This window comes from Spirillospora sp. NPDC049024 (assembly GCF_040649235.1).
Classification (GTDB): Bacteria; Actinomycetota; Actinomycetes; order Streptosporangiales; family Streptosporangiaceae; genus Spirillospora.
Window position 1 is genome coordinate 28,738 of the sequence record NZ_JBEZFD010000023.1, and the last position, 26,389, is coordinate 55,126.

The following is a 26,389-nucleotide window of genomic DNA, read 5'->3' on the forward strand; positions in this document are numbered from 1 at the left end:
TCTACGCGTGGGGGTACGCGCCCCGGCGGGACGGAGTTCAACGCGGCCCGGTGGAAATGCCGCCGGGCCGGGGGGCGGATCCGCTCCCCCGGCCCGGCGGTGTCACCTCAGCCCGTCAGGCGGACGGCGCCGCTCGCCGTCCCTCCCCTCGCGGCCTCGAAGGCCATCGTGAGGGTGCCGGATGCGCCCGGCACGGTCACGGTGGTGAGCCCGGCCTTGCGGATCTCGACCTCCTTCGTGCCGAGCAGCTTGCCGTCCCACACGTGGACGTGCGCGGTGCCGGGCCCCGTCGCGAACAGCTTGACGGTGGTCGAGCCGCCGGAGACCGACGGCCGCCCGGCGATGCTCGCGGTGTCCGAGCGCGGCGCCGCGGGCCCCGCGGCCAGCGGGACGCCCGTGCGCACCGCCTGGATGATCGACTCGGGGGCGTTCACCGACCGCGTCGCGTCCGTCGGCATGACCGGCGGCGGAGGCGTGGTCGGCATCCCCGCCGGCGGGGTGTGGCCGGGCAGGGACACGAGGCCCCACCGGTACGGGTCGCCCTGGACGCCGTTCCAGGTCGACCAGCCGATCCGGGTCTGGCCGGTCTTGTCCTGGGTGTCGGAGTCGTAGACGAAGACGTTCAGGCCCATGCGCCGCGGGTCCACCGCGGTCGGCAGCGCCGTGAAGGGGATCTCCGCCTCGATGACGTACCCGTCGTAGGGGTCGGCGACCGTGGAGGCGACCCGCATGCCGGGCGCGGTCTCCTCACCCGGGCCCTGGCGCGCGTCCGCGTCGCGCTCGAAGCACGGCTTCCCGTCCGACATCTTGGGGAAGATGCCGGTCTTGAACGTGGTGGAGGTGTTCTCCGAGTCGCCGCGCGGGTCGATCCCGATCTCGACCGAGTCGGTGCGCCAGTGCCGCTTGCAGTCGTCGGCGCCGAGGACCGTGCCCTGCTTGTCGTCGCGGACCTTGACCAGCACGTGCAGCGCCTTGTCGGTCCAGGTGACCTTGCCGGTGGCCGAGCAGTCGTCGGCGGACTCGCACGCCGACCCCTCCCAGCGCCGGGACAGGTTCAGCTCGGGCCCCGGGTACTCGCCGGACGACTCCTTGCCGTCGACCGCCGGAGCGGCCGCCGCCTTCGGGAGCTCGGCCGTGGGGACCAGTTCCAGGGCTCCGTTCTGGACGTCGTCCTCGCCCGAGGAGGAGGTCGTGGTGATGGTCAGGTCGTAGTCGCCGCCGTTGCCGCCCTCGTTGGAGGTGGGCAGCGACGTGTCGGTGTTGGTGACGGTGAAGACGGCCGAACCGGTCTTGCCCGCGTCGAGGGTGTAGGGCTTGGACGCGGCGTCGGCGGTGAAGCCCGCGGGGAGGCCCAGCTTGACCGTGCCGGTCTGCGCCGAGGCGGTCGTGTTGGACAGGTCCACGCGCACCTGGCGGGACGCGCCGGACGCCAGCGTGAGCACCCGCTTCACCTGCCCGGTCAGTGCCGGGACGCCCGTCTTGTCCGCCCAGGTGTCGAAGTCCGACACGCGGGGCAGCGGCTCCAGCACGCCGGTGACGGCGGGCCGGACCTCGACCGACGTGGCGGTCTGGCCCTTGGCGGCCCCGGCGGACAGTGTCGCCGAGATCTGCGCGCGGCCGGCCTTGACGCCGGACGGCGGCGTGACGGTGAAGGTCGCCGTCCGCTCGTCCTGGCCGACCGACCCCAGGTCACCGGAGCCTGTCACGTTCCAACCGGCCGGGACCGAGAGCGTCGCCTTCGCCGCCCCCAGCCGCTTCGGCGAGCTCGCGTGCGCGGTCACCTCGAAGGACCGCCCCGCGGTGACGCCGAACGCGTCCGTCGTCAGCGAGAACCGGCTGCCGAGCGGGAGGCCGCCCTTGGCGGGCAGCAGCGCGCCCTCCAGCATCGCGGCCGGGTCGGTGTTCCCGAGCGTGAACGGGACCCGGCTGTGGATCTGCCGGTAGTAGTCGCACCCGATCTGGGCCGGGTCGGACGGGACGTCCGGGAAGCCGCCCCAGCCCTGGCTGACGTACGTCCGCTGGGCCTCGCGCTCCACCTGCGCCCACGTCTTGCCCCCGTTGCGCGCGGACGCGCGGCCTCCCCACACCCCGTAGGTGAGCGACGCCGCGGCGGACGGCGTCCCCTGGGCGGCGCAGCCGGAGCCGGCGGGCCCCGACGCCCCGCCGGTCTGGAACAGGCGTCCGGGCGCCCAGGTGCCCAGCCCCTCGCGGCTCAGCTGCGCGGGGTAGGACTTCGGGTCGGCGGCGGCGAAGTAGGCCTCGGTCGCGAGCCGCGCGGCCTCCTGGTGGTTGCCGTGCTGGCCCGGGAGGGGCGCGGGGACCATGGTGACGATCACCTTCGGCCGCGTCTCGCGGACGAGCCGGACGACCTTCTCCAGGGTCTTGTCGTGGTCCCAGGTCTCGGCGGTGAGCGGCGTGCTCACCGTGTAGTAGAAGTCGACCTTGTCCAGGTAGTGGATGTCGGTGACGCCGGCCTTGCCGACGGCGCGGCGCTCCTCGTTCTCGCGGAGCAGCCCGAGCGCCGGGCCCTCCTCGGTGCCGGAGGCGTTGCCGCCGCCCTCGCCGCGGGTGACGGTGAGGACGCCGACCTTCGCCTTGTCGTACTCGTTCCACTGGCCGAGGGTCGACAGCGCGCCGGCCTCGTCGTCGGGGTGCGCCCCGACGAACAGGACGTCGAGCCGGCCGTCGGACGAATCGGCGCCGCCGGGGCTCGCCGCCTGTGCGGGCGGGGCCGTGAAGGCGACGGACATGGCCGCGAGTGCGGCGGACAGGACTGCGGGTAGGGCGAGTCTTCGCATGAACTCTCCTGTTCTTTCCCTACTCCTTGATGGCCCCCGAGAGCATTCCTGCGATGAACTGGCGCTGCAGGAAGACATAAACGATCACGATGGGCGCGGCGATGATCAGCGCGCCCGCCATGAGCAGCGAGTAGTCGGTCTTGTGGGTGCCCTGGAAGAAGGACAGCCCGAGCGGCGCGGTGCGCAGCGCCTCGTCGGAGTTGACGATCACCAGCGGGAGCAGGAACTCGTTCCAGGTCCACATGGTGGTGAGCAGCAGCATGGTGAGGATGGCCGGGCGGCCGACCGGCACCAGCACGCGCCACAGCGTCGTCCAGCTGGACGCGCCGTCGATGCGCGCGGCCTCCAGCAGCGAGCGCGGGACGCTGCGGAAGTACGCGCGCATCCAGAACGTGCCGAAGGCCACCGACATGGCCACCTGCGGGAGGATGAGGCCGGCGTAGGTGTTGTCGAGCCCCGCCGAGCGCAGGTCGAAGTACAGCGGCACGACGATGGCCTCGGTCGGGATGGTCAGCCCGGCGACGAACACCAGGAACAGCGCGCCGGAGCCGCGGAACCGCATGGTGCCGAGCGCGTACCCCGCCATGATCGACAGGACCCCGGCCGCGACGACGGTGACGGCGGTGACGATGACGCTGTTCCGCAGGTAGGTCGCGAAGTGCCCCTCGCGCCACGCGGTGCCGAAGGTGGACAGGTCCGCGTGCGGCAGCTGGAGCGCCTGCGCGACGATCCCGATCATGGGGAACACCGCGATGACCGAGAAGAGGACCAGGATCGCGTGGTTGGCGAACCGTTCCGCCCGGACGTTCATGCGCCCTTCCCTTCCACGAGGCGGCGGACGCCGGCCGTGACGGCGAACGCCAGCACCGCCAGCGTGACGCCGATCGCGCAGCCGAGGCCGACCTCACCGGTGTTGAACGTGCGGTTGTAGACCTCGTAGGCGGGGACCTTCGTCGCGTCGCCGGGCCCGCCCGAGGTGGCCATGTAGATGAGGTCGAAGTTGCGGACCGCCATGATGGTGGTCAGGGTGAGCGCCACCGCCAGCTCGCGCCGCAGCCCCGGCAGGGTGACGGCGAGGAACTCCCGGACGGCCCCGGCGCCGTCGATCCGCGCGGCCTCGTACAGCTCCCGCGGGATCTTCTGCACCCCGGCGAGGAACAGCACCATCGCCAGGCCGATCCCCACCCACGTCCCGACGACCCCGATCGCGGGCAGCGCGAAGGTGAAGTCGCCGAGCCAGCCGTGCCGCCAGTCCGGCAGGCCGATGGCGTGCAGCCAGCCGAGGACGGTGTTGACCGGGCCGTCGGTGGAGTACACCCACCGCCATGCCACGGCGACCGCCACCATCGCGACGACCTGCGGCAGGAACAGCACCGTCCGGAAGAACGTCAGGCCGCGGATCTTCGTCCGCGACATGGCGCCGACCAGCACGAACGCGATGCAGCACGGCAGCACGGAGTAGAAGAGCACGAGGACGAGCAGGTGCCCGAACGCACCGCGCAGCGACGGGTCCGACCAGGTGGCGGTGTAGTTGGAGAACCCCGCCCACGTCGCCTCGCCCAGGCCGTCCCAGTGGTAGAGGGAGAACTGCGCTCCCCGCGCCAGCGGCCAGAGCAGGAACATCCCGTAGACCAGCAGGGCCGGCAGGGCGTACAGCCAGCCGATCCGGCCGGGCTCCCCCGGAGGGACGGAGGCGGACCGGCCCTCCGGCCGCGCCGCCCGGGGGCCGGAGGCCTCGCGCCCGGTCTTCGAGGTCTTTCGCCGCGCGACGGTCGTCATGTGCGGGCTCCTTGGTCGTGCGTCACGGCGCCGCCCGCCTCCGGCCGCGCCGCGGGTGGGGCGCGGCCGGAGGGCGTGCGGGCCCGACGCCTACTTCTTCTTCTGGAAGGCGGAGTAGTCGTCCTGCGCCGCCTTCATGACCTCGTCGGCGGGCTTGCGTCCGGCGACGAGCTCCTGGAGCGGCCCCCCGAACGCGTCGGCGAAGGTCGGCGTCGCGTAGTCGATGTAGGGGGTGATGCCGTCGTTCTTGCTCAGCTCGGCCCAGGCCGTCGAGATCTCCTTCAGCAGCGGCTCGGCCGGCTGCTTGGAGGGCGCCGCGAGCGCCGGGAGGTTGCCGGTCTCGACGGAGACGTCCATCGCCTCGGGGGAGGTGATGAAGTTGATGTAGGCGGCGGCGACGTCCGGGTTCTTGCTCTTCGAGGTGATCGACCAGGGCAGGCTCTCGCCGCCCATCGTGGCCGTCGGCGCGCCGGCCTGCGCCGCGGGCGGCAGCATGAAGCCGACCTTGTCCTTCATCTTGTCGTTCAGCTCGGACGCCCACCACGTGCCGCCGAACATGAACACGCCGTCGCCCTTGGCGAAGTTCACCGGGGTGTCGTCCCACTTGACGGCGTTGGCGTCCTTGGTGAGGTAGCCCTTCTTCGACCAGTCGGCGAGCTTCTGCGCCGCCTGGACGTTCGGGGCGTCCGTCCAGGAGCCGCCGCTGCCGAACACGAGCTTGCGGACGGCCTCCTTGTCGGTCGCGCCGTCCTGGAGGATGCCGTAGAGCTGCATCGCGGGCAGCTTCTCCAGGTTGCCGAACGCGATCGGAACCTCGCCCTTGCCCTTCGCCGTGGCGAGCGCCTGGTCGAACTCCGCCCAGGTCTTCGGCGGCTGGACGCCGAGCTTCGCCAGCTTCTCCTTGTTGTAGTACAGGCCGACGATCTCACCGTTCAGCGAGATGCCGTACAGGTTGCCGGACCCGATGAGCTTGCCGTCCTTGGTGACGCTGTTCAGGTCCGTCAGGCCCTTGGGATAGCGCTTGCGCCACCCGTAGACCTGGTCGTAGGAGTCGAGCGGGAGGAGCATCCCGGCCTTGACGTACTGCGCCATGGACCCGTAGCCCTGGTTGGCCTCGACGACGTCGGGCGGGTTGCTTCCCGACAACGCGAGCCGGAGCGTCTTCTGCAGGTCGCTGAACGACCGCGACACCCGGTTGATCTTCACGTTGGGGTACTTGGCCTGGAACCGCTTGTTGAGTTCCTCGATCTGCTTCTTCTGACCGCCCTGGACCTCCTGGTCCCAGACGGTCAGGGTCACGTTCCCGGCCTTGGCCACGTCGGTGTTCACCGCGGCGGGCGCCTTGCTCTCCGGCTCGTCGCCGGACGAGCCCGGTGCGCACGCCGCGGCTAGCACGGTCGCGAGGGCCGCGACCGCCGCGGCCGCCCCTCGCCTCGTCAGTGTCGGCATTCCTGCGGCTCCCTTATTCGTTCCTGGACTGCTGTGTGCGCGCCGGTCGGGGGACGGCGCGCTAGTGGTCGGCCCGGAGGGTGGGCTCGGCCCTGACGACGGTGTCGGTCGCCGAGTCGGGGATGAAGTCCACGACGAAGGCGTACGGTTCGAGGACGGACTCGGGCACCTCGCCGGACTCACCGAACGCGGCGATCTCCCCCCAGCACGGCGCGCCGAGCGATCCGCTGCGGTGCCGGACCGACAGGCCCGCGCACAGGTTGGCGAAGCGCAGCCGCTCCGGCAGCGGGAGCCCGGCGAGCGTGCCGAACAGGAACCCGGCGCCGAACACGTCGCCGGCGCCGGTCGCGTCGAGCGGCCGCACCGGCAGCGCGTCGGTCTCGGCGACCTCCCCCGTCGCGGAGTCGATCGCGATGGCGCCCGCGCCGCCGCGCTTCACGACGACGACGGGGACCCGCTCGGACAGGACGCGGGCCGCGTCCTCCGGCGTGCTCGTGCGGGTGTAGGCCATGGCCTCCACCGCGTTCGGCAGGAACACGTCCACGTGCTCCAGCCGGTCGAGGACCTCGCTGGACCACGTCTCGGTGGCGTCCCAGCCGATGTCGGCGAACACCGCGGCGCCCGACCGCCGCATCTCCTTCGCCCAGCCCGGCACCGGATGCTCGATGTCGATGAAGCAGGCGCGCGCGGCCGGCGGCGGGGAGCCGAGCACCGCCTCCGCGTCGCCCGTCTCGCCCGGATCGAGGTCCGGCAGGGGCATGGCGTAGGTGACCATGCTGCGGTCGGAGTCGTAGGCCAGCGACACCGTCACCGGGGTCGGCCAGCCTTTGATCCGGCGGGAGTGCCCGAGGTCGATGCCCTCCTGCTCGGCGAGCGTCCGCCACAGGTAGGAGCCGAACATGTCGTCGCCGAACGGGGCCGCGAGCCCGACCCGCAGGCCGAGCCGGCTCATCGCCACCGCGATGTTGGCGGCGCCGCCGGGCGCCGAGCCGAGCCCCTCGGTGAACACCTCGGTCCCGGGCGGCGGCAGCCCCGGCAGCCCGGTGAAGATCATGTCCATGAAGACCTGGCCGCTCAGGAAGACGTCCAGTTCGGGGGCTGGGCCGGGGGCCTCGCCGCCCCGCAGCAGCGCGCCCGCCGGGACGCGCTCGGTGCAGGGGTCGGCCATGGACGGCTCGGGCGGCTGCCCCGGGGCCGCGGCGCCGCCGGGCGCCGGGCGGTCCACCGGCGGGCTGCCGTCCAGGGTTTCCACTGTCATGACGACGACTCCTCACGGGAGAAGACGGCGGCGACCTCGGGGATCCGGTCGATGTAGCCGTCGAGCAGCTGCCGGCCGATCCGCGCCGAGTCGACCAGGGGGTGCAGGGCGAAGGCCTTGGCGGCGTCGGTCCGCGAGCCGGTCACGGCCGCGCCGATGGTCAGCCGCTCGACGGCCTTGACCTGCTGCATCAGTCCGGCCTGGTGCAGGTCGGGCTGATCGAGGGGGTGCGGGTGGACGCCGCCGGCGTCGACGGTGACGGGCACCTCGACGACCGCGTCCGGAGGGAGCGCGGCGACGGTCGAGCCGTTCCGCACGTTGAGGATCATGCTGGCGGGCTCGTCGCGGCTGATCGCGGCCATCACGTTCAGCGCGACCCTGGCGTAGCCCTCGTCGGCCGGGTCGATCCCGGAGTGGTCGTCGAGCGCCTCGCCGGTCGGCGCGCCCTTCATCTCGGCCATGTAGCTCGCGCTGCGGGAGGCGACGGTCTCGCGCCACATCTCCATGGCCGCGCCGCCGGAGGCCGCCGCGATCCGCTCGTAGAACGCCTCCTGCTGCTTGAGCAGGAACTCGCCGCGCGTCTGCGGCGCGTCCAGGGTGGCGCGGACCGCCTCCCGGTTGAAGTAGTAATAGAAGAGATACTCGTTGGGGATCAGGCCGAGGTCGCGCAGCCACTCGCGGCCGAAGACCACGCCCTCCTCCAGCGCCCCGAGCAGGTCGTCGTCGGCGAGCAGGCGGGGCAGGACGTCCACGCCGTCGTGCAGGACGCGGCGCATCCAGCCGAGGTGGTTCAGGCCGACGTAGTCCATCTGGACGCGGTCCGGGTCGAGGCCGAGCGCGGCGGCGACCCGCATACCGAGGCCCGAGGGGGTGTCGCAGATGCCGAGCACCCGGTCGCCGAGCACGCCCTGCATCGCCTCGGTGATCATCCCGGCGGGGTTGGTGAAGTTGATGACGTAGGCGTCCGGCGCGAGGGCCTTCACGCGATGCGCGATGTCGAGCATCACGGGGATGGTGCGCAGCCCGTAGGCGATCCCGCCGGGGCCGGTGGTCTCCTGGCCGAGGACGTTCAGGTCCAGCGCGACGCGCTCGTCGCACACCCGCCCCCGCAGGCCGCCCACCCGGACGGCGGAGAAGACGAAGTCGGCGCCCTCCAGCGCCTCGTCCAGCCCGGTGCTGGTGAACACGCGGGGCGCGTCCCCGGTGCCGTCCGCGAGCGCCGCGAGGACCGCGGCCATGCCCGCGAGGCGGCCGGGATCGGAGTCCTGGAGCCAGACCTCCTCGATGCGCGGGGAGCCGGGGTCGCGCAGCAGGGCCTGGTACACGTACGGCACCCGGAACCCGCCACCGCCGAGAATGGCCAGCTTCATGCGATGTACACCTTCCCGCCCGCCTCGCGGCAGACCTCCAGAGTCCGGGGGTCGGCCCCCGCCGTCGTGACCAGCGCGTCGATCCGGTCGAGCGAGCACACCCGCAGCGAGCCGGTGCCGGGGAACTTGGCCTCGGAGGCGACCAGCACCACCCGGTCCGCGGACTCCAGCATCGCCTGCTTGATCGGCGTCTCGACCTCCATGTCGTCCATGACGTGGCCGTCCGGCCGCACCCCCGTGCAGCTCAGGAACACCAGGTCCGCGCGGACCTGGCGGAGCGCGGTCTCGGTGAGCGACCCGACGAGCGAGAGGTAGTTGCGCCGCAGGACGCCGCCGAGCAGGCACAGCCGGACGGCGTCGTCGTCGCGCAGCTCGTCGAGCACGGCCATGTTGGCGGTGATGACGGTGACGGGCCGGCCGCGCAGGTGCCGGGCGAGGAGCCGGGTGCTGGTACCGATGTCGAGCACCACGACCATGTCGTCCTCGACCAGCGCGGCCGCCCGCTCGGCGACCGCCGCCTTCTCGGCGCTGTCGTGCTCGGCCGACGCGGCGAAGGAGATCTCCGGTGCGGCCGGGCGCGGGGACAGCGCCGCTCCCCCGTAGGTGCGCAGCAGCTCGCCGTTGCGGTCGAGCACGTCGAGATCGCGGCGGATCGTGGACTCGCTGACCTGCAGCGTCTCGGCCAGTTCCCGGACCGAGGCGGCCCCCTTGGCGCGCAGGGACGAAACGATCTGCGCCCGTCGCATGCTCGATGTCACGCGGTGGAACGTAACACCACTGCTCGACATCCGTCATCACCCTGGCGGAAACCTGCTCGAAGTCCGTCATTCGCTTCTCTGACGTGCGCGGATCCAGTCAGGACGGCGGTGAAGTCAGCCCCCGCTGTCGAGGGATCGGAACGTTCCACAGACATCGGGGCCGCAGCGGCCGGCGCGGCTCGGGCACTGTCAGGAAACACGGTCAACCCAGCGCTCGCACGATCCTCCGACGCGAATATTTTCGTTCTTGAATCACGTCGTGAAGTAAGCGCCGCCCGCGAGCCCGCCGTCCGCGCCGCTCCCTCAGAGCCCACCCGGAACACCCCACGGGGGACCGGCACGGGCCGATCAGCGTCACCGGCCCCGGCCGGGCGGTGTGGATGTTCGGCGACCTCGGCGCGGAGGTGGCGGAGACCGGCGGGGTGCTGCGGGCGCGCATCAAGGAGGGGCTCGGCTCCCTCGGCGTGCCCGCCGCGTTCACGCCGCCGGCGCGGAGCGGGCGGGCGCGCCCGTGGTGCTCCGGGTCAGCGATACTGCGTCGCCTACCACGGCTCGCTCGCCCCGATCGGGCGGGCGGTGCCGGCGGTCGCCCGCGCCGCTGCCGTCCCGGTCGCCGTCCACCTGGACCACGCCACCTCGGCGGACCTCGTGCGCGAGGCGGTCGGCCTCGGGTTCGGGCCGGTGATGTTCGACGCGTCGGCCCTCCCCCACGAGGCGAACGTGGCCGGCACCGCCGAGGTCGCCCGCCTGCTGGAGGTCATCGGCGCGGGCCGCCGACGCGGTAGGTCACGTGGGTGACGAGAGGCGTCCGGGACGTCTCGACGGGCTCCAGCGCCAGGTCGCCGACGCCCTCGAACAGCCGCTCGCCCTCCCCGAGGACGAGGGGCGCGATGTGCAGGCGGAGCTCGTCGATCAGGCCCGCCGCGAGGTACTGGTTCACGGTGCTCGCCCCCCCGGCGACCGAGACGTCCCCGTCCCCCGCGGCCTGCCGGGCCTGGGCCATCGCCGACTCGATCCCGTCGGCGACGAAGTGGAACGTCGTGCCGCCCTTCATCGGAATGCTCTCGCGCGGGTGGTGGGTCAGCACGAACACCGGCGCGTGGTAGGGCGGCTCCTCGCCCCACCAGCCGCTCCAGTCCGGGTTCCACGTCGGGCCGCGGTCGGGGCCGAACATGTTGCGCCCCATGATGTAGGCCCCGGCCATGGTGATCTTCTCGATCACCTCGGCGTTGGCCTCCGGCTCCTCGAACATCCAGCGGTGCAGCCGCTCGGCGCCGTCGCCGAGCGGCTCCTCCAGGCGCTGGTTCGGACCGGCGACGAAGCCGTCGACGGAGATTCCGATGTCACAGGTGACCTTGCTCATGGCCGGTGCCTCCTCTGGCGGGCGCCCCTGCGGCGCCTTTCACCAGTGGATCGGAGCCGGGTCCGCGTCCTCGACATCGTCGGGCACGAAGGTGGAATCTTTTTGAACCCGTGGGCACGCAACGGACGTGCTTTGGGGTGTCGCGTGCGCGGCGGGGGGACCGGACCTGGGAGGACGAGCTGACCGTTGACAGCCGCTTGGAGCGGAGCACAGACGAGGACGTGCCGGCCGGCGCCCCGGAGGCGGGCGGGCGGCCGAGGTGGCGGCGGGTCGCGGCGCGGGCGGTGACCGGCGCGGCGTTCCTGCTCGTGCTGGTCGCGCTGGTCACGCCGGCCGAGTTCGCCCGCCTGACCCCCGGGGCGTTCGCGCGCGTCCCGATCGAGGGCGTGGTCGGCGTGGCGCTGATCCTCGTCCTCCCGGCGCGGGCCAGGCGGTACGCGGCGGGGGCGGGCGGAGCCGTCCTCGGGCTGCTGCTCGTGCTGAAGGTGCTGGACATCGGGTTCGACGCGGTCCTCGTCCGGCCGTTCGACCTGGTGCTCGACTGGCCGCTGCTGGGGCCGGGGGTGGAGTTCGTCAAGGAGTCGTCCGGGCAGGCGGGGGCGGTCGCGGCCGTGGTCCTCGCGGTGGCGCTCGCGGTCGGCGTGGTCGCGCTGACGGCGCTGTCGACGCTGCGGCTGAGCCGGGTGGCCGTCCGGCACCGCCGTCCGGCGTCGTGGACCGCCGTGGTGCTGGGGACGGTCTGGATCGCCTGCGCCGCGCTCGGCGCGCAGCTCGTCCACGGCCTGCCCGTGGCGTCCAGGAGCGCGGCCGTCCTCGCGTACGACCACGCGCGGCAGGTGCGGACGAGCCTGAACGACCGGAAGGAGTTCGCGAAGGCCGCCGCCGTGGACGGGTTCCGGGACACGCCGCCCGACAGGCTGCTGACGGGGCTGCGGGGCAAGGACGTCGTCCTGGCGTTCGTGGAGAGCTACGGGCGGTCGGCGGTGGAGAGCCCGCAGTACGCGCCGCAGGTCGGCGCCGTCCTCGACCAGGGGTCGCGGCGGCTCCGCGAGGCGGGGTTCTCGGCGCGCAGCGGGTGGCTCACGTCCTCGACGGCGGGCGGCGGCAGCTGGCTGGCGCACGCGACCCTGCTGTCCGGCCTGTGGGTCAACAACCAGCAGCGGTACCGCGCGCTGGTGAACAGCGACCGGCTGACGCTGAACGGGGCGTTCCACCGCGCGGACTCCCGGACGGTCGCGCTCATGCCGGCGATCACCCGGGCCTGGCCCGAGGCGTCCTTCTACGGCTACGACAAGGTCTACGACGACCGGAACCTCGGCTACCGCGGCCCGCGCTTCAGCTTCGCCACCATGCCCGACCAGTACACCCTGTCGACGCTCCAGCGCACCGAGCTGGCGAGGAAGGACCGGGCGCCGGTGATGGCGGAGACGGCGCTGGTGTCGAGCCACGCCCCGTGGGCGTCCATCCCGCGGCCCGTGCCGTGGGACCGGGTCGGGGACGGCTCGGTCTTCAACGGGATGGGCAAGGGCTACGACGCGCCCTGGCCGCCGGCCGGCCGGATCCGCGACGAGTACCGCAAGTCCATCGAGTACACGCTGAACACGCTCGTGTCCTTCCTGGAGACCTACGGGGACGACGACACCGTGCTGGTCTTCCTCGGCGACCACCAGCCCGCGCCGCTCATCACCGGGCCGGGCGCGAGCCGGGACGTCCCGATCACCATCGTGGCGAAGGACCGCGCCGTCATCGACAGGATCTCCGGGTGGGGCTGGCAGGACGGCCTGCGTCCGGGCCGCGGCACCCCGGTGTGGCCGATGAGCGCGTTCCGCGACCGTTTCTTGACCGCGTTCGGAGGCTGACGGCGGATCGGGGAGGCGGTCTCCGGGGAGGGGAGGAGGATGACCGACGTCCTGCGCGGCCCGAAGGCGGCGGCGTGACCTCGCTGTCCGCGGAGCCCGGACGGCCCGCGGAGTCCGCGGCCGAGAAGGAGCCGGGCCGGTTCCGCGCGGCGCACCGGCGATGGCTGCTCGCAGTGGTCGTGGCGGCGCTGCTGGCCCAGATGGGCGCCGCGATGGCCGCCACCGCGGTCCGGCAGAGCCCGACCGTCGACGAGCCCGTCTACATCAGTGCGGGCGTCGCCTACCTGCGCGCCCACGACCTGAGCCGCAACGCCGAGCATCCGCCGCTCGGCAAGCTGGTCATCGGGGCCGGGGCGGTGCTCGCCGCTCCGCACCTCCGCCCCTCCTTCGCTGGGAGCGACTACAGGTTCGGCAGGCAGTTCCTGTACCGGTGGGGCAACGACCCGCAGCGGGTGCTGCTCGCCGGGCGCCTGCCCGTCATCGCGCTGACCCTGCTGTTCGGGCTGGTCGTCTTCGCGTTCGCCCGCGACCTCGCCGGACCCGCCGGCGGCCTCGCGGCCCTGGCCCTGTACGCCTTCTCCCCCGACGTCATCGCGCACGGGTCGCTGGCCACGCTCGACGTCCCGACGGCCGGCCTCCTGCTGACGTCGGTGTGGCTGCTCTGGCGCGCGAGGGTGAAGCCGCGGCCGTACCTGCCGCTCGCCGGGTTGGCGCTCGGGGCGGCGGTGGCGACGAAGATGAGCGCGCTGCCCGCCGTGCCGGTGCTCGTGGTCCTGGCGGCGGTGTCGGTCCGGACGTTCCGCCCGTCGCGCCGCCCCGTGCTGACGGCCGTGCTGTCGGCGGCCGGAGTCGGGGTCCTGGCCGTCGCGGTGGTGTGGGCGAGCTACCTCGCGGTGGATCCGCGGCTGCGCTGGGCGGCGCCCGCCGAGCTGCCGACCGCCGGCGGTCTGCGCGGGCTCGCCGCCGGCTGGCTGCCGTTCCCCCGGCCCTTCCAGGACGGGATGCGGGCCCAGTTCGGATTCGAGGAGATGCGCTGGACGGGCTTCCTGCTCGGCGACGTCTACCACGGCTCCCGCTGGTACTACCTGCCGGCCGCGCTCCTGGTGAAGACGCCGCTGGGCATGCTGGCGCTGTGGGCGGCGGGCGTCGCCGCCGTGGCGGCGCTGCCCCGGCTGCGCCCGGCCGCGCCGTACCTTCTCACGCCGACGGCCGTGCTGCTGGCGGCGGCGATGACGGGGTCGCGCGACCTCGGCGTCCGCTACGCGATCTTCGTCCCGATCTTCCTGGCGGTGGCGGCGGGCGGGGTGGTGCTCGTCCGGTGGCGGTGGGCCAGGGCCGCGACGGGCGCGCTGCTGCTGTTCGTCGCGGTCAGCTCGCTGCGGACCTTCCCCTACTACCTGCCGTACTCCAACGAGGCGTTCGGCGGACCGTCGAAGACCCATCTGCGCCTGCACGACTCCAACGTCGACTGGGGCCAGGACCTCGGGCGGCTCGCCGACCGGCTGCGGGAGCGGTATCCGGGCGAGCCGGTCTGGCTCGTCTACAAGGGCAGCGGCGTCCCGTCCTACTACGGCATCCGCGCGGGCGACCCGCTCACCGCGCCGCCCGGCAGGGTGCACGGCCTGCTGGTGGTGTCCGACAGCTGGCTCGTGAAGAACGACCCCCGGCTGATGCCGCTGGTCCGCTCCAGCGAGCCGATCGACGAGGTCGGGCACTCCATCACGATCTTCCGCCGGCCCGCCCAGGGGCCGTAGCCCGCGGCCCGCCGGTCAGCGGCGGCGAGTGTGGGCGCGGGACCAGAGCGCCGCCCAGCCGCCGTGCGCGAGCCAGGACGCCGGGACGCGGAGGCCGTGCTCGGCGATCTCGTCCCAGAACACGGTGGTGTCGGCGCCCAGTTCGCGCGCGGCGGGCATGGCCCGCTGCCAGGGCCCCTCCTCGTCCTCAAGGGCCGTGGCCGGGTAGCCGGGGACGCTCGTGGTACGCGGCGGCATCACGGGGACGAGGCCGACGTCCGGTGCGGCGCAGGTGACGGCGACGGCGAGCGCGCACAGGATCGGCTCGGTCGTCGGCTTGGCGAGCGCGCGGGCGATGACCGGATCGTCCTGGAGGGCGAGCACGCCGAGCGCGCGGCGGATGCGGCGCGCGACCAGGTCGAGGGAGTAGGCGTCGGCGACGGCGGGGAGCTTGACGAGCCTGCGCAGCACCTTCGGCAGCGGGGGCTCGCCGAGCAGGAGCGGAAGCTGGTCGTAGCGGTCGCGCAGCGCCGGGTCGAGGGCGTCGAGCGCGGTGCGCAGGGGGCGGTGGCCCGAGGCCGTCCAGAGCCCGGCGAGATCGACGGCGCCCTCGTCCAGCGCGCGGCGGACGGCCCCGGTCAGCTGCGGACCGCCGCCGAAGCGGCGCAGCCGGACGAGCGCGGCGTCCGGCCCGGTACCGGCCACGGCGGCGACGGCGCCGAGCGCCGGGGCGGCCCGCGTCCACGACCGGCCCGCGAGCTCGCCGAGGACGGGGCCGACCTCCTCGACGAGGCGGGGCGCGGCGCGCCGCCGGGCGGGGCGCACCGGCGGGAGCTCCTCCGGCACCGGCGCGGTCTCGTCCTTGACGGCGCCGGGGATCGCGGCCGTCCACTCGCCGAACCGCTGTTCGAGCTCCTCGTCCGGCGTGTCGTTGAACCTCGCGGCGATCTCGCTGACCCGCCAGCCCCGGGACGCGGGCCGGCGCGGAGTGAGCTCCGCGTTGGCGATCAGCAGGCCGTCGGCGTCGTAGAGGCCCGCGAGCGCGATCCGGCCCGTCCTGGCCTCCTCGACGTAGGCCGGCCCGGCGATGCAGTTGCCCATGTAGTCCGCCCATTCGGCGACATCGCGGGCGCTACGGGCGATCTTGAGCCGGACGTCGGTCCCGGGGATGGCCGCGCCGTCCAGCGCGGCGAGCGGCGCCGGGACGGCGAAGTCGCCGGTGAGCGCCTCGGCGATCGCGGTGGCCGACATCAGGCCCGCGGTGAAGGCCGCCCACGTGCGGGGCGCCCGGGGCGGGACGCCGCCGAGGGCGACCAGCTGCGCCGCGCCGGAGACGGCACCGGTGATCGAGTCGAGGCGCGGGGTCAGCGGCTCGGCCGCCGGCGGCGGGTCGTGGTCGAACCACGGCTCGCCGGTGCCGGGCGTGGGCTGCGCGAACTCGTGCCCGTACAGGCGGGCGAGGGCGTCGAGCAGGTCCGCGTACCAGAGGAGGTCGGCGCCGGTCTCCACGGCCGCCGGGTCGTCCCCGGGCGCGAGCCTGCGGTGGAGCGGCTCCGCGTCCCCCAGCATCGGCGCCGTCCACCGCGGGATTCCGGCCCACTCGGCCGGCGGGCGCCCGTACCCGGCCGCCTCGCGCCAGCTCCGCAGGTCGGGCGACCATTCGCGCAGCACGTCGTCGCGCGCCCCGACCAGCTGGCGCATCAGCCGTCCGAGGTCATCGCTGACGACGAGCGCGAAGTCGCGGGCGCAGGCCAGGCGCGGCCTGACGTAGCCGGCGAACCTGGTGTCCTTCGGTCCGTCCACGTCGAGCTTGCGCACGAGGTCGCGGACGTAGGCGGCGGGACGCACCGGGAGGCCGGTCAGCCCGGGGACCCGTCGCGCGGCCTGCCCGGCGGCCCCGTCGGTCGTCAGGGCTGCGGCCGCGCGCAGCACCGGAGCCGACCGCTCAAGGCCGTCCTCCAGCCCGTGGTCGGCGACGGCCGCGGCGGTCCGGAGCAGCGCGGTGGCGCCGAGAGCGTCCTGCAGGAGGTGGGCGAGCCTCTCGTGCCAGTACCACTTGTCGGGGATCCAGCGCGCGGCGTCGGCGAGCGAGGGCTCCGCGACCCCGAGGTAGGCCCGCAGCCGCGCCACGATCCGCTCGTCCTCGTCGTGGCGGCGGCGGTCGCGCAGGTCGCCGAACCGGTCGCGGCGGCTCTGCGTCGCCAGCCGCGCGTCCCGCCGGGCGAGCCCGATCCGGCGCTCGGCGACCCGCTCCCACAGGTCCAGGAGCAGCGCGAGCCTGCGCGGCGGGGGCAGCTCCTCGAACACCTGCCGCAGGTACCGCGCGAGCACGGACGGCGGACCGCCGGGGGTGAGGTCGACGCCCTCGGGCGCCTCCAGGGCGAGCACCCGTTCGAGCTGCTCGGGGCCGAGGACGTCGCTGGCGGCCGACGCCAGGTGCAGCGCCGCCCAGCGCCCGTCCTCGATGGCGCGCGCCGCCGCCGCGCCGACCCGCCTGGTGACCGCGAAGCCGAAGAGCGCGACCAGCACCCCGGCCCGGTCGCCGAGGCGGTGCGCGCCGCCGAGGCCGACCGCGCGGAGCGCGGCCAGGACCGCGTCCCGCTGGTCCCCGCGCGCCCCCTCCAGGCGCGCGGAACGGAACCCGCCGCCGAGGTCGACGCCCGCGCCGGCCGCAGCGGCGCCCCCGTCCGCGACCAGCAGCGAGAGCGACCGGACGGCGTCCGCCACATCCTCGGCCGGGGCGTCCTCGGGGCCGAGCGCGACGGGGGTCCCCGGCCGCGCGTCCGCCCCGTCCAGCAGCCGGACCGGGCCGGCGGGACGGGCGATCCAGGCATGGCGCCCGGACGCCACCACTCCCCCAGAAAGCCGGATCTTCACCCGCCCCATGATCCTCCCGGCGGCCGCACCCGCCAACGGATTTCCGCGCGTCCGGCGATCGGTGTGGTTTTCTGTGGTCATGTACGACGTGGTCATCGCGGGCGGCGGGCACAACGGGCTGGTCGCGGCCGCCTACCTGGCACGCGCCGGGAAGCGCGTGCTGGTGCTGGAACGGCTCGGGCACTTCGGCGGGCTGGCGGTCTCGGCGCGGATCTTCCCCGGCGTGGACGCACGCGTCTCGCGGTACTCCTACCTGGTGAGCCTGCTGCCGTCGCGGATCGTCCGGGACCTCGGCCTGGGCATCGAGCTGCGCGGGCGGCGGTTCTCCTCGTACACGCCGGTCGGCGGCGGCGGGCTGCTGGTCGACAACGGGGACCCCGCGCGGACGGCGGCGTCCCTGGGGGCCGACGCCGACGCCTGGCGCCGCTTCTACGCGATGGCCGGACACGTCGCCGAACGCGTCGCGCCGACCCTGCTGGAGCCGCTGCGCGACCGCGCGGAGCTGCGGAAGGCGGTGGACGACGAGGAGGCCTGGCGCGACCTGTTCGAGCGGCCCATCGGCGACGTCGTGGACGAGCGCTTCACGGCCGACACCGTGCGCGGCGTCGTCCTCACCGACGCGCTGATCGGCACGTTCGCGGACACCTCGGACCCGGCGCTCCTGGCCAACCGCTGCTTCCTCTACCACGTCATCGGCGACGGCACCGGCGACTGGAACGTGCCGGTCGGCGGCATGGGCGCGGTCACCGGGGCGCTCGCCGACGCCGCCCGCGCGGCCGGGGCGGAGCTGCGGTCCGGGATGGAGGTCCTGCACGTCGACCCGGCCGGGGAGGTGACGTTCCGGGACGCCGAAGGCGAAGAGCACGCCGTCTCGGCCAGATGGGTGCTGGTCAACATGCCCCGGGAGCGCTCGGCCGAGGGGTCGCAGCTGAAGGTGAACATGGTGCTCTCGCGGCTCCCGCGGCTGCGCGACCCGTCCGTCCGGCCGGAGGAGGCGTTCGCGGGCACCTTCCACATCAACGAGGGCCGGCGGCAGCTCGACGCGGCCTACCGGGACGCCCGCGAGGGCCGCGTCCCGGCCGTCCCGCCCGCCGAGGTGTACTGCCACTCGCTGACCGACCCGTCCATCCTCGGCCCGGAACTGCGGGAGGCCGGGGCGCACACGCTGACGCTGTTCGGCCTGCACATGCCGGCGCGGCTGTTCCGGGCGGATCCCGAAGGCGCGCGCGCCGCGGCGCTGCGCGCGACGCTGGCCTCCTTCGACTCGGTGCTCGCCGAGCCGATCGAGGACTGCCTCCTGCGCGCACCGGACGGCACGCCGTGCCTGGAGGCGAAGACGCCCGTCGACCTGGAGGACGAGGTCGGCCTCCCCGGCGGCCACATCTTCCACCGCGACCTGTCGTGGCCGTTCGCAGAGGCGGCGGAGGAACGCGGGCGGTGGGGCGTCGAGACCGAGCACCCGCGCGTGCTGCTGTGCGGTGCGGGCGCCCGGCGGGGCGGCGGCGTCAGCGGCATCCCGGGCCACAACGCGGCCCGCGCCGTCCTGGACGCCGGTCAGTAGCGCCCGCAGGCCCGGTGCAGGGCCGCGGCCACGGCCTCCGGGTCGTAGGACGGCAGGACGGCGGCCAGGTGGCCGTCCGGGCGGACGACGTGCACTGTGTCGGGGCCGGCGCGCAGTGCCGTCCGCAGCACCCCGCCGGCGTCGATGCCGTCCAGCGCGTGAACTCGGTGCGGGACGTCGGTCGGCAGTCCCCCGCCGCGCTCGCCCTGCGTGAGGACCACGAACCGCGTGCCGAACAGGCGGCGCAGGCGGGTCGGCTCGCCGTCCACGACGCAGAGGCCGTCCGGGCAGAGGACGCCCGGCACCGGCGGCCGGACGGCTCCGGGGCCGCGCGGGAAGTCCTCCCCCGCCCCGGCGGGCGTGGTCAGCGGCGAGTCCAGGTACCAGAACGGCTCGGCGAGCCTGCCCGAGTCGATGATCGTTCGGGGGTCCGGGTGCGTCCGGGCCGCCTCCAGGGCCGCCAGGCGGCGGGCCCGCTGGTCCGGGGTCTGCGGGACGAGGAACTCCATCGTCCGCGTCGTCACCCGCAGGTTCTCCTCGGCCGCCGCCCGGCGCTCGGTGTCGTAGCTGTGCAGCAGCCCGTGCGGGGCCAGGCCGCGCCGGACGAACGCGAGCTTCCAGGCGAGGTTCTCCGCGTCCTGGATGCCGGAGTTCAGGCCGCGGGCGCCGAACGGCGCGTAGAGGTGGGCCGCGTCCCCGGCCAGGAACGCGCGGCCGGACGCGAACGCCGCCGCGCACCGCTCGTGGAACCGGTACACGGTCGCCCACAGGATCTCGTACGGGGCGCCGCCGGTGATCCTGCGGATGCGGGCGTCCAGCGCGCCCGACCTCCGCTCGGCGTCGAGGTCGAGGTCGGCGGGGACCTGCCAGTCGATGCGCCACGTCCGGTCCGGGCACTGGTGGACCAGGACCTGGCGCCCCGGGTTCCACTCCGGGTCGAAGTAGAACCGCCGCTCGCTCGGGAACGGCAGGTCGGCCCGGATGTCGCAGATGAGGAACCGGTCGGCGAAGGTGCGGCCGGGGAAGCCGATGCCGAGCAACTCCCGGACGGCGCTGCGCCCGCCGTCCGCGCCGACCAGGTGGGTGCCGCGCACCGCGCCCCCGCCTTCGGCGCGGGCCTCGACGCCGTCCTCGTCCTGGCGCACGCGGCTGACGCGGTGCCCGTACCGGACGTCGACGAGCGGTTCCGCGGCCGCGAGGTCACGGAGCCGCGCCTCGACCTCCGCCTGGGAGATGTTGATCCAGGGCGGCACCGCGCCGCGCCCGGCGTCGGGGAAGGTGACGGCGAACAGCTCGTCGCCGCGGTGGTAGGTGCGGCCGGTCGTCCAGGTCACGCCGCGCGCGATCATCGGCTCGGCGCACCCGACCCGGTCGAGCACGTCGAGGACGTCGCGCTGGAAGCAGATCGCCCGGGACCCGGACGGGTCGCGGCGGGCGGCGGCCTCCAGCACCACGGCCGGCACGCCGTGCCGGGCCAGCAGCAGCGCCGTGACGAGGCCGACGGGCCCCGCGCCCACGACGACGACCGGTTCGCTGTCGCTCACGGCTCCACCCGATCACGTCGCGGCGTTCCCGGCCACCTCCCGCGCGTTCTCGGCGGCCCGCTCGATGGTCTGGTCGGCGACGCGCCGGTCCTGCCAGCCGCGCACGTCGGTGCCCTTGCCGGGCTCCAGGCTCTTGTAGATGTCGAAGAAGTGCGCGATCTCGTCGAGGATGTGCTCGTGGACGTCCCGCAGGTCGCGGATCCCCGCGTAGCGGACGTCCCCGGCCGGCACGGTGAGGATCTTGGCGTCGGGACCGCCCTCGTCGTGCATCCAGAACACCCCGACGCTGCGCACCCGGACCACGCAGCCGGGGAAGGTGGGCTCCTCCAGCAGCACCATCGCGTCCAGCGGGTCGCCGTCCTCCGCGCGGGTGTCCGGGATGTAGCCGTAGTCCACCGGGTACTGCGTCGAGGTGAACAGCATCCGGTCGAGCCGGATGCGGCCGAGCCGGTGGTCCATCTCGTACTTGTTGCGCGATCCCCGGGGGATCTCGACGATCATGTCGATCTCCATGCATCCCTCCCCAAAGGGAGCACTACCCCACAAGTCGGGCCGCCACCTCGGGCGGCAGCAGGTTTCGGCGGACGGGCGCCGGGAGGCGGTCGCCTCAGTGCGCGGCGGCGTTCCAGTCGGCGCCGGAGCCGATGGCGACCTCCAGGCCGACCGTGAGCGGGTAGGCGGTCGTCATCCCGGTCCGGACGATCTCCCGCACCGCGCCCTCCTCGCCGGGCGCCACCTCCAGGACGATCTCGTCGTGCACCTGGAGCAGCAGGCGGCTGGCGAGCCCGGCCGCGGTGAGCGCCTCGTCCACCCGCAGCATCGCGATCTTGACGATGTCGGCGGCGGAGCCCTGCACCGGGGCGTTCAGCGCCATCCGCTCGGCGGTCTCGCGGCGCTGCCGGTTCTCGCTGTTCAGGTGGGGCAGGTAGCGGCGGCGGCCGAGGACCGTGCGGGTGTAGCCGGTGGCCCTGGCCTCGGCGACGACGTGGTCGAGGTAGTCGCGGACGCCGCCGAGCCGCTCGAAGTAGGCGTCCATCAGCGGGCGCGCCTCGGCCACCGCGATGCCGAGCTGCTTGGCCAGGCCGAACGCCGACAGCCCGTACGCCAGCCCGTACGACATCGCCTTGATCTTGCGGCGCATGTCCGGGGTGACGGCTCCCGGGGCGGCCCCGAAGACCTGCGCGGCCATCGTGGTGTGCAGGTCCTCGCCGGACTCGAACGCCGCCAGCAGGGTCGGGTCCTGCGACAGGTGCGCCATGACGCGCAGTTCGAGCTGGCCGTAGTCGGCCGTCATCAGCGACTCGTAGCCCTCGCCGGGCGTGAAGGCGCGGCGGATGCGCCGCCCGTCCTCCGTCCGGACGGGGATGACCTGGAGGTTCGGCTCGGTGGAGCTGAGCCGGCCGGTCGCGGCGACGGTCTGCTGGAAGCTCGTGTGGATGCGGCCGTCCGCGCCGATCTCCCGGATGAGCCCGGCGACCGTGGAGCGCAGCCGCGCCTGGTCGCGGTGGCGCAGCAGGACCTGCGGCAGGCCGTTGTCGGTCCGGGTGGCGAGCCAGGTCAGCGCGTCCAGGTCGGTGGAGTACCCCGACTTGATCTTCTTGGTCCGGGGCAGGTCGAGCTCGCCGAACAGCACCTCCTGGAGCTGCTTGGTCGAACCGGGGTTGAAGCGGCGTCCGGCGATCCCGGCGGCCTCGTCGGCGGCCCGCTCCATGGCGTCCGCGAAGTGCCGTTCCAGCTCGTGCAGGAGGCCGGCGTCCACGTGCACCCCGGCGCGCTCGGCGCGGGCGAGCAGGCGCGACAGCGGCAGCTCGACGTCCCGCAGGACCTCGTCCATGCCCGTGGACGCCAGGTCGGCGGCGAACACCCCGGCCAGGTCGAGGACGGCGCGGGCGCTCTGCATCAGCCCGGCCGCGCCCTCTTCGGACGGGCGCCGCCCGAGGTGGCGGCCCGCCAGGTCGGCGATCGCGTAGGCCGCGAGGCCGGGCAGCAGGAGGTAGGCGGCCATCGCGGTGTCGGTGGCGATCCCGTCGAGGCGCAGGCCGTGCTCGCCGAGGACGCGCAGCAGCGACTTCACGTCGTGCAGCGCCTTGGGCCGGTCCGGGTCGGCCAGCCAGGCGGCGAAGGCCCGCACGTCCTCCGCGGTGAGCGCGGCGGGCTCGAACGACGCCGCGTGCCCGTCGCCGGCGGCCAGCGCGATCCGGTGAATGCCGCCCGCGCCGCGCGCCCACGTGTAGTCGGCGGCGAGCCCGGTCAGGCCGGTCGCGTGGGCGTCGAGCCAGCCGGGCAGCTCGCCCGGCTCCAGCTCCCGCCCCAGGATCGGCTCCGGCCCGTCCTCCTCCGGGGGACGGCCGCCGCCGGGGTCGGCGGCGAACAGGCGCTGGCGTAGGCTGGCGTTGCGGAACTCCAGCTCGTCGAGCAGGGTTGTGAAGGCGGCCAGGTCGTACGGGCGCCGCCGCAGGTCGGCGGGCGCCACCGGGAGGTCGAGGTCGCGGACGAGCTCGGTGAGCCGCCGGTTCAGCCGGACCGTTCCGGCCGCGGCCCGCAGCTTCTCCCCCGCCTTGCCCTTCACCTCGCCGGCGCGCTCCAGCAGGGCGTCGAGCGACCCGAACTCGCGGACCCACCTGGCGGCCGTCTTCTCCCCGATCCCGGGGATGCTCGGAAGGTTGTCGGACGGGTCGCCGCGCAGCGCCGCGAAGTCGGGGTACTGGGCCGGGGTCAGCCCGTACCTCTCCCGGACCGCGCCGGGCGTGTACCGGATCATCTCCGACGCCGTCCGGTAGTAGTACAGGACGGTGACGCGGTCGCTGACGAGCTGGAGCACGTCCCGGTCGCCGGTGACGATCAGCACGTCCATGCCGCCGGCCTCCGCGGCCGCCGCCAGCGTCGCGATGACGTCGTCGGCCTCGTAGCCGGGGGCGCGCAGCACCGGCACGCTCATCGCGGCGAGCAGCCGGTCCAGGATCGGGAGCTGGCTGCCGAACTCGCCCGGCGACCGCGCCCTGGTCGCCTTGTAGTCGGGGAACGCCTCGGTGCGGAACGTCTGCCGGGAGACGTCGAACGCGACGGCCGCGTGCGTGGGGCGCTCGTCCCGCAGGACGTTGGCGAGCATGTTCGCGAACCCGTACACGACGTTGGTCGGCTGCCCGGAGGCGGTGCTGAAGTTCTCGACCGGCAGCGCGTAGAAGGCCCGGTAGGCCAGCGAGTGGCCGTCCAGGAGCAGCAGGCGGGGCCGGTCGGTCATGCGTCACATCCTGGCACCGGGGCCGGGGCATGAAACCGCCCGCCGGGGTGTTGGCACCGGCATGACCAAGATCGAACTGGGCCGGCTCGGGATCTGGTGCCCCTGGCCGCTCCTGGACCCGGAACTGGCCAGAGACGTCGAGGAGCTCGGCTACGGCGCGATCTGGATCGGCGCCTCGCCCGGCGATCCGGACATCGCCGGGCGCGTCCTCGCCGCGACCGACCGCATCGTGGTCGCCACCGGCATCGTGAACATGTGGAGCACGCCGGCAGAGGAGGCCGCCGCGGGCTACCACCGGCTGAACGACGCGCACGGCGGCCGCTTCCTGCTCGGCGCCGGCATCGGCCACCGGGAGCGGGACCAGGAGTACCGCAGCCCGTACGAGACGATCGTGGACTACCTCGACCGGCTGGACGCCGGGAACGTCCCGGCGGAAGGGCGGGTCCTCGCCGCGCTGGGGCCGAAGGTGCTGCGGCTGGCGGCCGAGCGCGCCGCGGGCGCCCACCCGTACCTGACCACGCCCGAGCACACCAGGTCGGCGCGGGAGGTCCTGGGGGCGGGCCCGCTGCTCGCGCCGGAGCAGAAGGTCGTGCTCGAACCCGATCCGGTGCGCGCCCGCGCGATCGCCCGGGAGACCCTGGGCCGCTACCTCGGCCTGCGCAACTACGTCGCCAGCTTCGAGCGGCTGGGGTTCACCGGCGACGACTTCGCCGGCGGCGGCAGCGACGCGCTCGTGGACGCCCTGGTCGCGCACGGCGACGCGGCGGCGGTGACCGAGCGGCTGACCGCGCACCTGGACGCGGGGGCGGACAGCGTCGCCGTCCAGGTGCTGACCGAGCCGGGCGGCGACCCCCGTCCCGCGCTGCGGGCGATCGCCGACGTGATGCTCTGACCTGGTTTCCGACCAGGGGCCGTGGCGGGGGCCGCACAAGGTGAGGGACGCGCCCTGCGCGGGGCGCGTCCCTCGGGGTGAGCGGTCCTGCCGGAGTCCTACCGGGTCGCGTGGTTGCCGATCTCGTCGGGCACCAAGCGCTTCCTGGGCTGCGCCTGCCGGCGGGCGAGCTCGTTGCCGTTGACCGTCAGGGTGCTGTGCGCGAACAGCTCGGTGACGGCGGAGGTGGCGTCGATCATCTGGTCGAAGCCCTTCAGGTCCACGTTGTCGTAGGTGTCGCAGGCCTGGTGGTAGCACGGGTCGTAGGCGAGGCCCGCGGTGCCGCCGTACACCTTCGCCTGCTCGGGGGTCTTGATGCCCTCGGCGCCGGTGAACAGGCCGCCGGCGGGGATGCCGACGGAGATGAAGGCGTCGTAGTCAGAACGCCCGTTGAACGGCGTCGGGTCGGTGGCGAGCTTGCGCTTGGCGAAGTAGTCGGTGAACGCCTTCTCGATCGCACCGGAGCCCGCGGGGGCCTCCACGTTGTTCTCGCCCGCGCTGTTGTCGCCGTCGTAGACGAAGTTCACGTAGTTGGGCGAGGCGAGCATGTCGAAGTCGAGCATCAGGGCGACCTTGGCGCGCTCGGCCTCCGGGAGGTTGTCGACGTAGTACTGCGAGCCGAGCAGGCCCTCCTCCTCGGCGCCCCAGAAGGCGAACCGCACCTTGTTGTGCACCTTGGAGCCGAGCTTGTTGATCTGCTTGGCCATCTCCAGCAGCGTCGCGGTGCCCGAGCCGTCGTCGTTGATGCCCGGTCCGGCGGTGACGCTGTCGTTGTGCGCGCCCACCACCACGACGTTGTCGGCCCTGCCGCGCTTGGTGTCGGCGACGACGTTGGCGGCCTTGCGCCGGTCGTTCAGGGTGTCGGTCTTCACGCGGAGCGTGACGCCGCCGTTCTGCGCCTGCTGGACCAGGGCCTTGCCGACCGCGTTCGTGGGGCCGACCACCGGGATGCCGTAGGGCTTGGTCAGCGTCCCGCCGACCGGGCCCGGCTGGTCGGGCAGCTGGTAGATGACGACGGCGGACGCGCCGGCGGCGATGGCGTTGTCGGTCTTCAGGGAGAAGAAGCAGCCGCCGCGCTGGATCAGCGCTATGTGGCCCTTCGGGAATCCGGCGAAGTCGCCGGCCTCGCAGCCGCTGCCGTCCCCGGTGGCCTCCGGGTCGACGGGCGTGGCCGCGGCGGTGACGTCGCCCGACCCGGAGTACTGGAGCGTCTCGAAGTCGCTGTGCGGCGCGAAGGTCTTCGGATCGGGCGCGGTCTCGGCGAGGACAGGCTCCGACCGCTCCTCCCAGTAGTCGAACTCGAACTCCTGGACCGTCGGGGTGTATCCGGCCCGCTTGAGCTGGTCCGCGATGTACTTGATGGTGATCTTGTTCCCGGGGAGCCCCGCGGCCCGGTTGCCGCCGTTGGCATCCGCGATCTTCTGCAGGTTCAGCTGGTGGTGCCGGACGTTCTTCAGCGTGACCAGCTTGGCCAGCTTGGACTGGGCCGGCCCGGCGGCTTGGGAGGGCACCGCGGCCACGGTGGTGGCGGCGAGCGACAACCCGGCGAGGACGGCTAGCGCGGCTCTGCGCATGCTCGGTCTCCGTTGGTGGGGGACAAAGTAAGCCGAAGCCTGACATGCGTCATTTTTTGCAACAAGACACGACTCTGCATCGAAACGGCCAATATTGGCCTCGTTTTTCACGGCGGTCCCACGCCCGCCGCGTCCCCGCCGGTTTCCCAGGGACCGGTCCACCGAGCTCCGCCAAGTTGATCATTAAGCCCCGGGAAACATCCGGAAAACAAGATCATTTATTTTCGGATCTCCACGCTGACCTGCGGCGACATCGCGCAGGAGGCGAGCGGTGCGCACGCGCCGCGGGCCCCG

18 protein-coding genes are annotated in these 26,389 nt (G+C 73.8%); 5 read left to right on the forward strand and 13 right to left on the reverse strand.

Features of this window, described 5'->3' with window-relative positions; translation table 11 throughout:
- Positions 1-107: 107 nt before the first annotated feature.
- From AB0C21_RS33745 to AB0C21_RS33775, 7 genes are all read right to left on the reverse strand, one after another.
- Complete coding sequence (locus AB0C21_RS33745) at positions 108-2,798, reverse strand: sugar-binding protein (RefSeq protein ID WP_500209742.1); 2,691 nt, start codon at positions 2,796-2,798, stop codon at positions 108-110.
- 19 nt (positions 2,799-2,817) lie between these two features.
- Positions 2,818-3,609: a carbohydrate ABC transporter permease gene (locus AB0C21_RS33750; RefSeq protein WP_149263274.1), complete on the reverse strand. Its 792-nt coding sequence runs from the start codon at positions 3,607-3,609 to the stop codon at positions 2,818-2,820.
- Entirely contained in the window at positions 3,606-4,577 is a 972-nt protein-coding gene (locus AB0C21_RS33755; protein WP_500209744.1) for a carbohydrate ABC transporter permease, read from the reverse strand. Before AB0C21_RS33755 ends, AB0C21_RS33750 begins: the two co-directional genes overlap by 4 nt.
- 90 nt (positions 4,578-4,667) lie before the next feature.
- Positions 4,668-6,026, reverse strand: coding sequence for an extracellular solute-binding protein (locus AB0C21_RS33760; RefSeq protein ID WP_500209746.1), 1,359 nt, complete (start codon positions 6,024-6,026; stop codon positions 4,668-4,670).
- Positions 6,027-6,087: 61 nt separating this feature from the next.
- Complete coding sequence (locus AB0C21_RS33765) at positions 6,088-7,284, reverse strand: carbohydrate kinase family protein (protein ID WP_500209748.1); 1,197 nt, start codon at positions 7,282-7,284, stop codon at positions 6,088-6,090.
- Positions 7,281-8,654 (reverse strand): 6-phospho-beta-glucosidase, encoded by a 1,374-nt coding sequence (locus tag AB0C21_RS33770; RefSeq protein WP_500209750.1) that lies wholly within the window; start codon positions 8,652-8,654, stop codon positions 7,281-7,283. Before AB0C21_RS33770 ends, AB0C21_RS33765 begins: the two co-directional genes overlap by 4 nt.
- Positions 8,651-9,412, reverse strand: coding sequence for a DeoR/GlpR family DNA-binding transcription regulator (locus AB0C21_RS33775; protein WP_500209752.1), 762 nt, complete (start codon positions 9,410-9,412; stop codon positions 8,651-8,653). Before AB0C21_RS33775 ends, AB0C21_RS33770 begins: the two co-directional genes overlap by 4 nt.
- Positions 9,413-9,988: 576 nt before the next feature.
- Here AB0C21_RS33775 and AB0C21_RS33780 point away from each other — a divergent pair.
- Positions 9,989-10,210: a class II fructose-bisphosphate aldolase gene (locus AB0C21_RS33780; RefSeq protein WP_500209753.1), complete on the forward strand. Its 222-nt coding sequence runs from the start codon at positions 9,989-9,991 to the stop codon at positions 10,208-10,210.
- On the opposite strand, the gene AB0C21_RS33785 is transcribed toward AB0C21_RS33780, so the two are convergent.
- On the reverse strand, positions 10,170-10,775 hold the full coding sequence (locus tag AB0C21_RS33785; protein WP_500209754.1) for a dihydrofolate reductase family protein: 606 nt from the start codon (positions 10,773-10,775) through the stop codon (positions 10,170-10,172). The genes AB0C21_RS33780 and AB0C21_RS33785 overlap by 41 nt on opposite strands.
- Before the next feature lie 197 nt (positions 10,776-10,972).
- Here AB0C21_RS33785 and AB0C21_RS33790 point away from each other — a divergent pair, with 197 nt between their 5' ends.
- Positions 10,973-12,634, forward strand: coding sequence for an alkaline phosphatase family protein (locus AB0C21_RS33790; RefSeq protein WP_500209755.1), 1,662 nt, complete (start codon positions 10,973-10,975; stop codon positions 12,632-12,634).
- A gap of 74 nt (positions 12,635-12,708) precedes the next feature.
- Positions 12,709-14,388 (forward strand): ArnT family glycosyltransferase, encoded by a 1,680-nt coding sequence (locus AB0C21_RS33795; RefSeq protein ID WP_500209756.1) that lies wholly within the window; start codon positions 12,709-12,711, stop codon positions 14,386-14,388.
- 15 nt (positions 14,389-14,403) lie between these two features.
- On the opposite strand, the gene AB0C21_RS33800 is transcribed toward AB0C21_RS33795, so the two are convergent.
- Positions 14,404-17,244 (reverse strand): hypothetical protein, encoded by a 2,841-nt coding sequence (locus AB0C21_RS33800; protein ID WP_500209758.1) that lies wholly within the window; start codon positions 17,242-17,244, stop codon positions 14,404-14,406.
- Positions 17,245-17,323: 79 nt separating this feature from the next.
- Here AB0C21_RS33800 and AB0C21_RS33805 point away from each other — a divergent pair, with 79 nt between their 5' ends.
- On the forward strand, positions 17,324-18,805 hold the full coding sequence (locus tag AB0C21_RS33805; RefSeq protein WP_500209759.1) for a phytoene desaturase family protein: 1,482 nt from the start codon (positions 17,324-17,326) through the stop codon (positions 18,803-18,805).
- Here AB0C21_RS33805 and AB0C21_RS33810 read toward each other — a convergent pair.
- From AB0C21_RS33810 to polA, 3 genes are all read right to left on the reverse strand, one after another.
- Positions 18,799-20,349 (reverse strand): FAD-dependent monooxygenase, encoded by a 1,551-nt coding sequence (locus AB0C21_RS33810; protein ID WP_500209760.1) that lies wholly within the window; start codon positions 20,347-20,349, stop codon positions 18,799-18,801. The genes AB0C21_RS33805 and AB0C21_RS33810 overlap by 7 nt on opposite strands.
- A gap of 12 nt (positions 20,350-20,361) precedes the next feature.
- Positions 20,362-20,862 carry an inorganic diphosphatase gene (locus AB0C21_RS33815; RefSeq protein ID WP_500209761.1) on the reverse strand — a complete coding sequence of 167 codons (501 nt, stop codon included), beginning with the start codon at positions 20,860-20,862 and terminating at the stop codon, positions 20,362-20,364.
- A gap of 94 nt (positions 20,863-20,956) precedes the next feature.
- Positions 20,957-23,590, reverse strand: coding sequence for a DNA polymerase I (polA, locus tag AB0C21_RS33820; RefSeq protein ID WP_500209762.1), 2,634 nt, complete (start codon positions 23,588-23,590; stop codon positions 20,957-20,959).
- Positions 23,591-23,651: 61 nt separating this feature from the next.
- Between polA and AB0C21_RS33825 the strand changes: the two genes are divergently transcribed.
- On the forward strand, positions 23,652-24,482 hold the full coding sequence (locus tag AB0C21_RS33825; protein ID WP_149263263.1) for an LLM class F420-dependent oxidoreductase: 831 nt from the start codon (positions 23,652-23,654) through the stop codon (positions 24,480-24,482).
- 98 nt (positions 24,483-24,580) lie between these two features.
- Here AB0C21_RS33825 and AB0C21_RS33830 read toward each other — a convergent pair whose 3' ends face one another.
- Positions 24,581-26,095 carry a M20/M25/M40 family metallo-hydrolase gene (locus tag AB0C21_RS33830; RefSeq protein WP_500209764.1) on the reverse strand — a complete coding sequence of 505 codons (1,515 nt, stop codon included), beginning with the start codon at positions 26,093-26,095 and terminating at the stop codon, positions 24,581-24,583.
- Between the last annotated feature and the right edge of the window lie 294 nt (positions 26,096-26,389).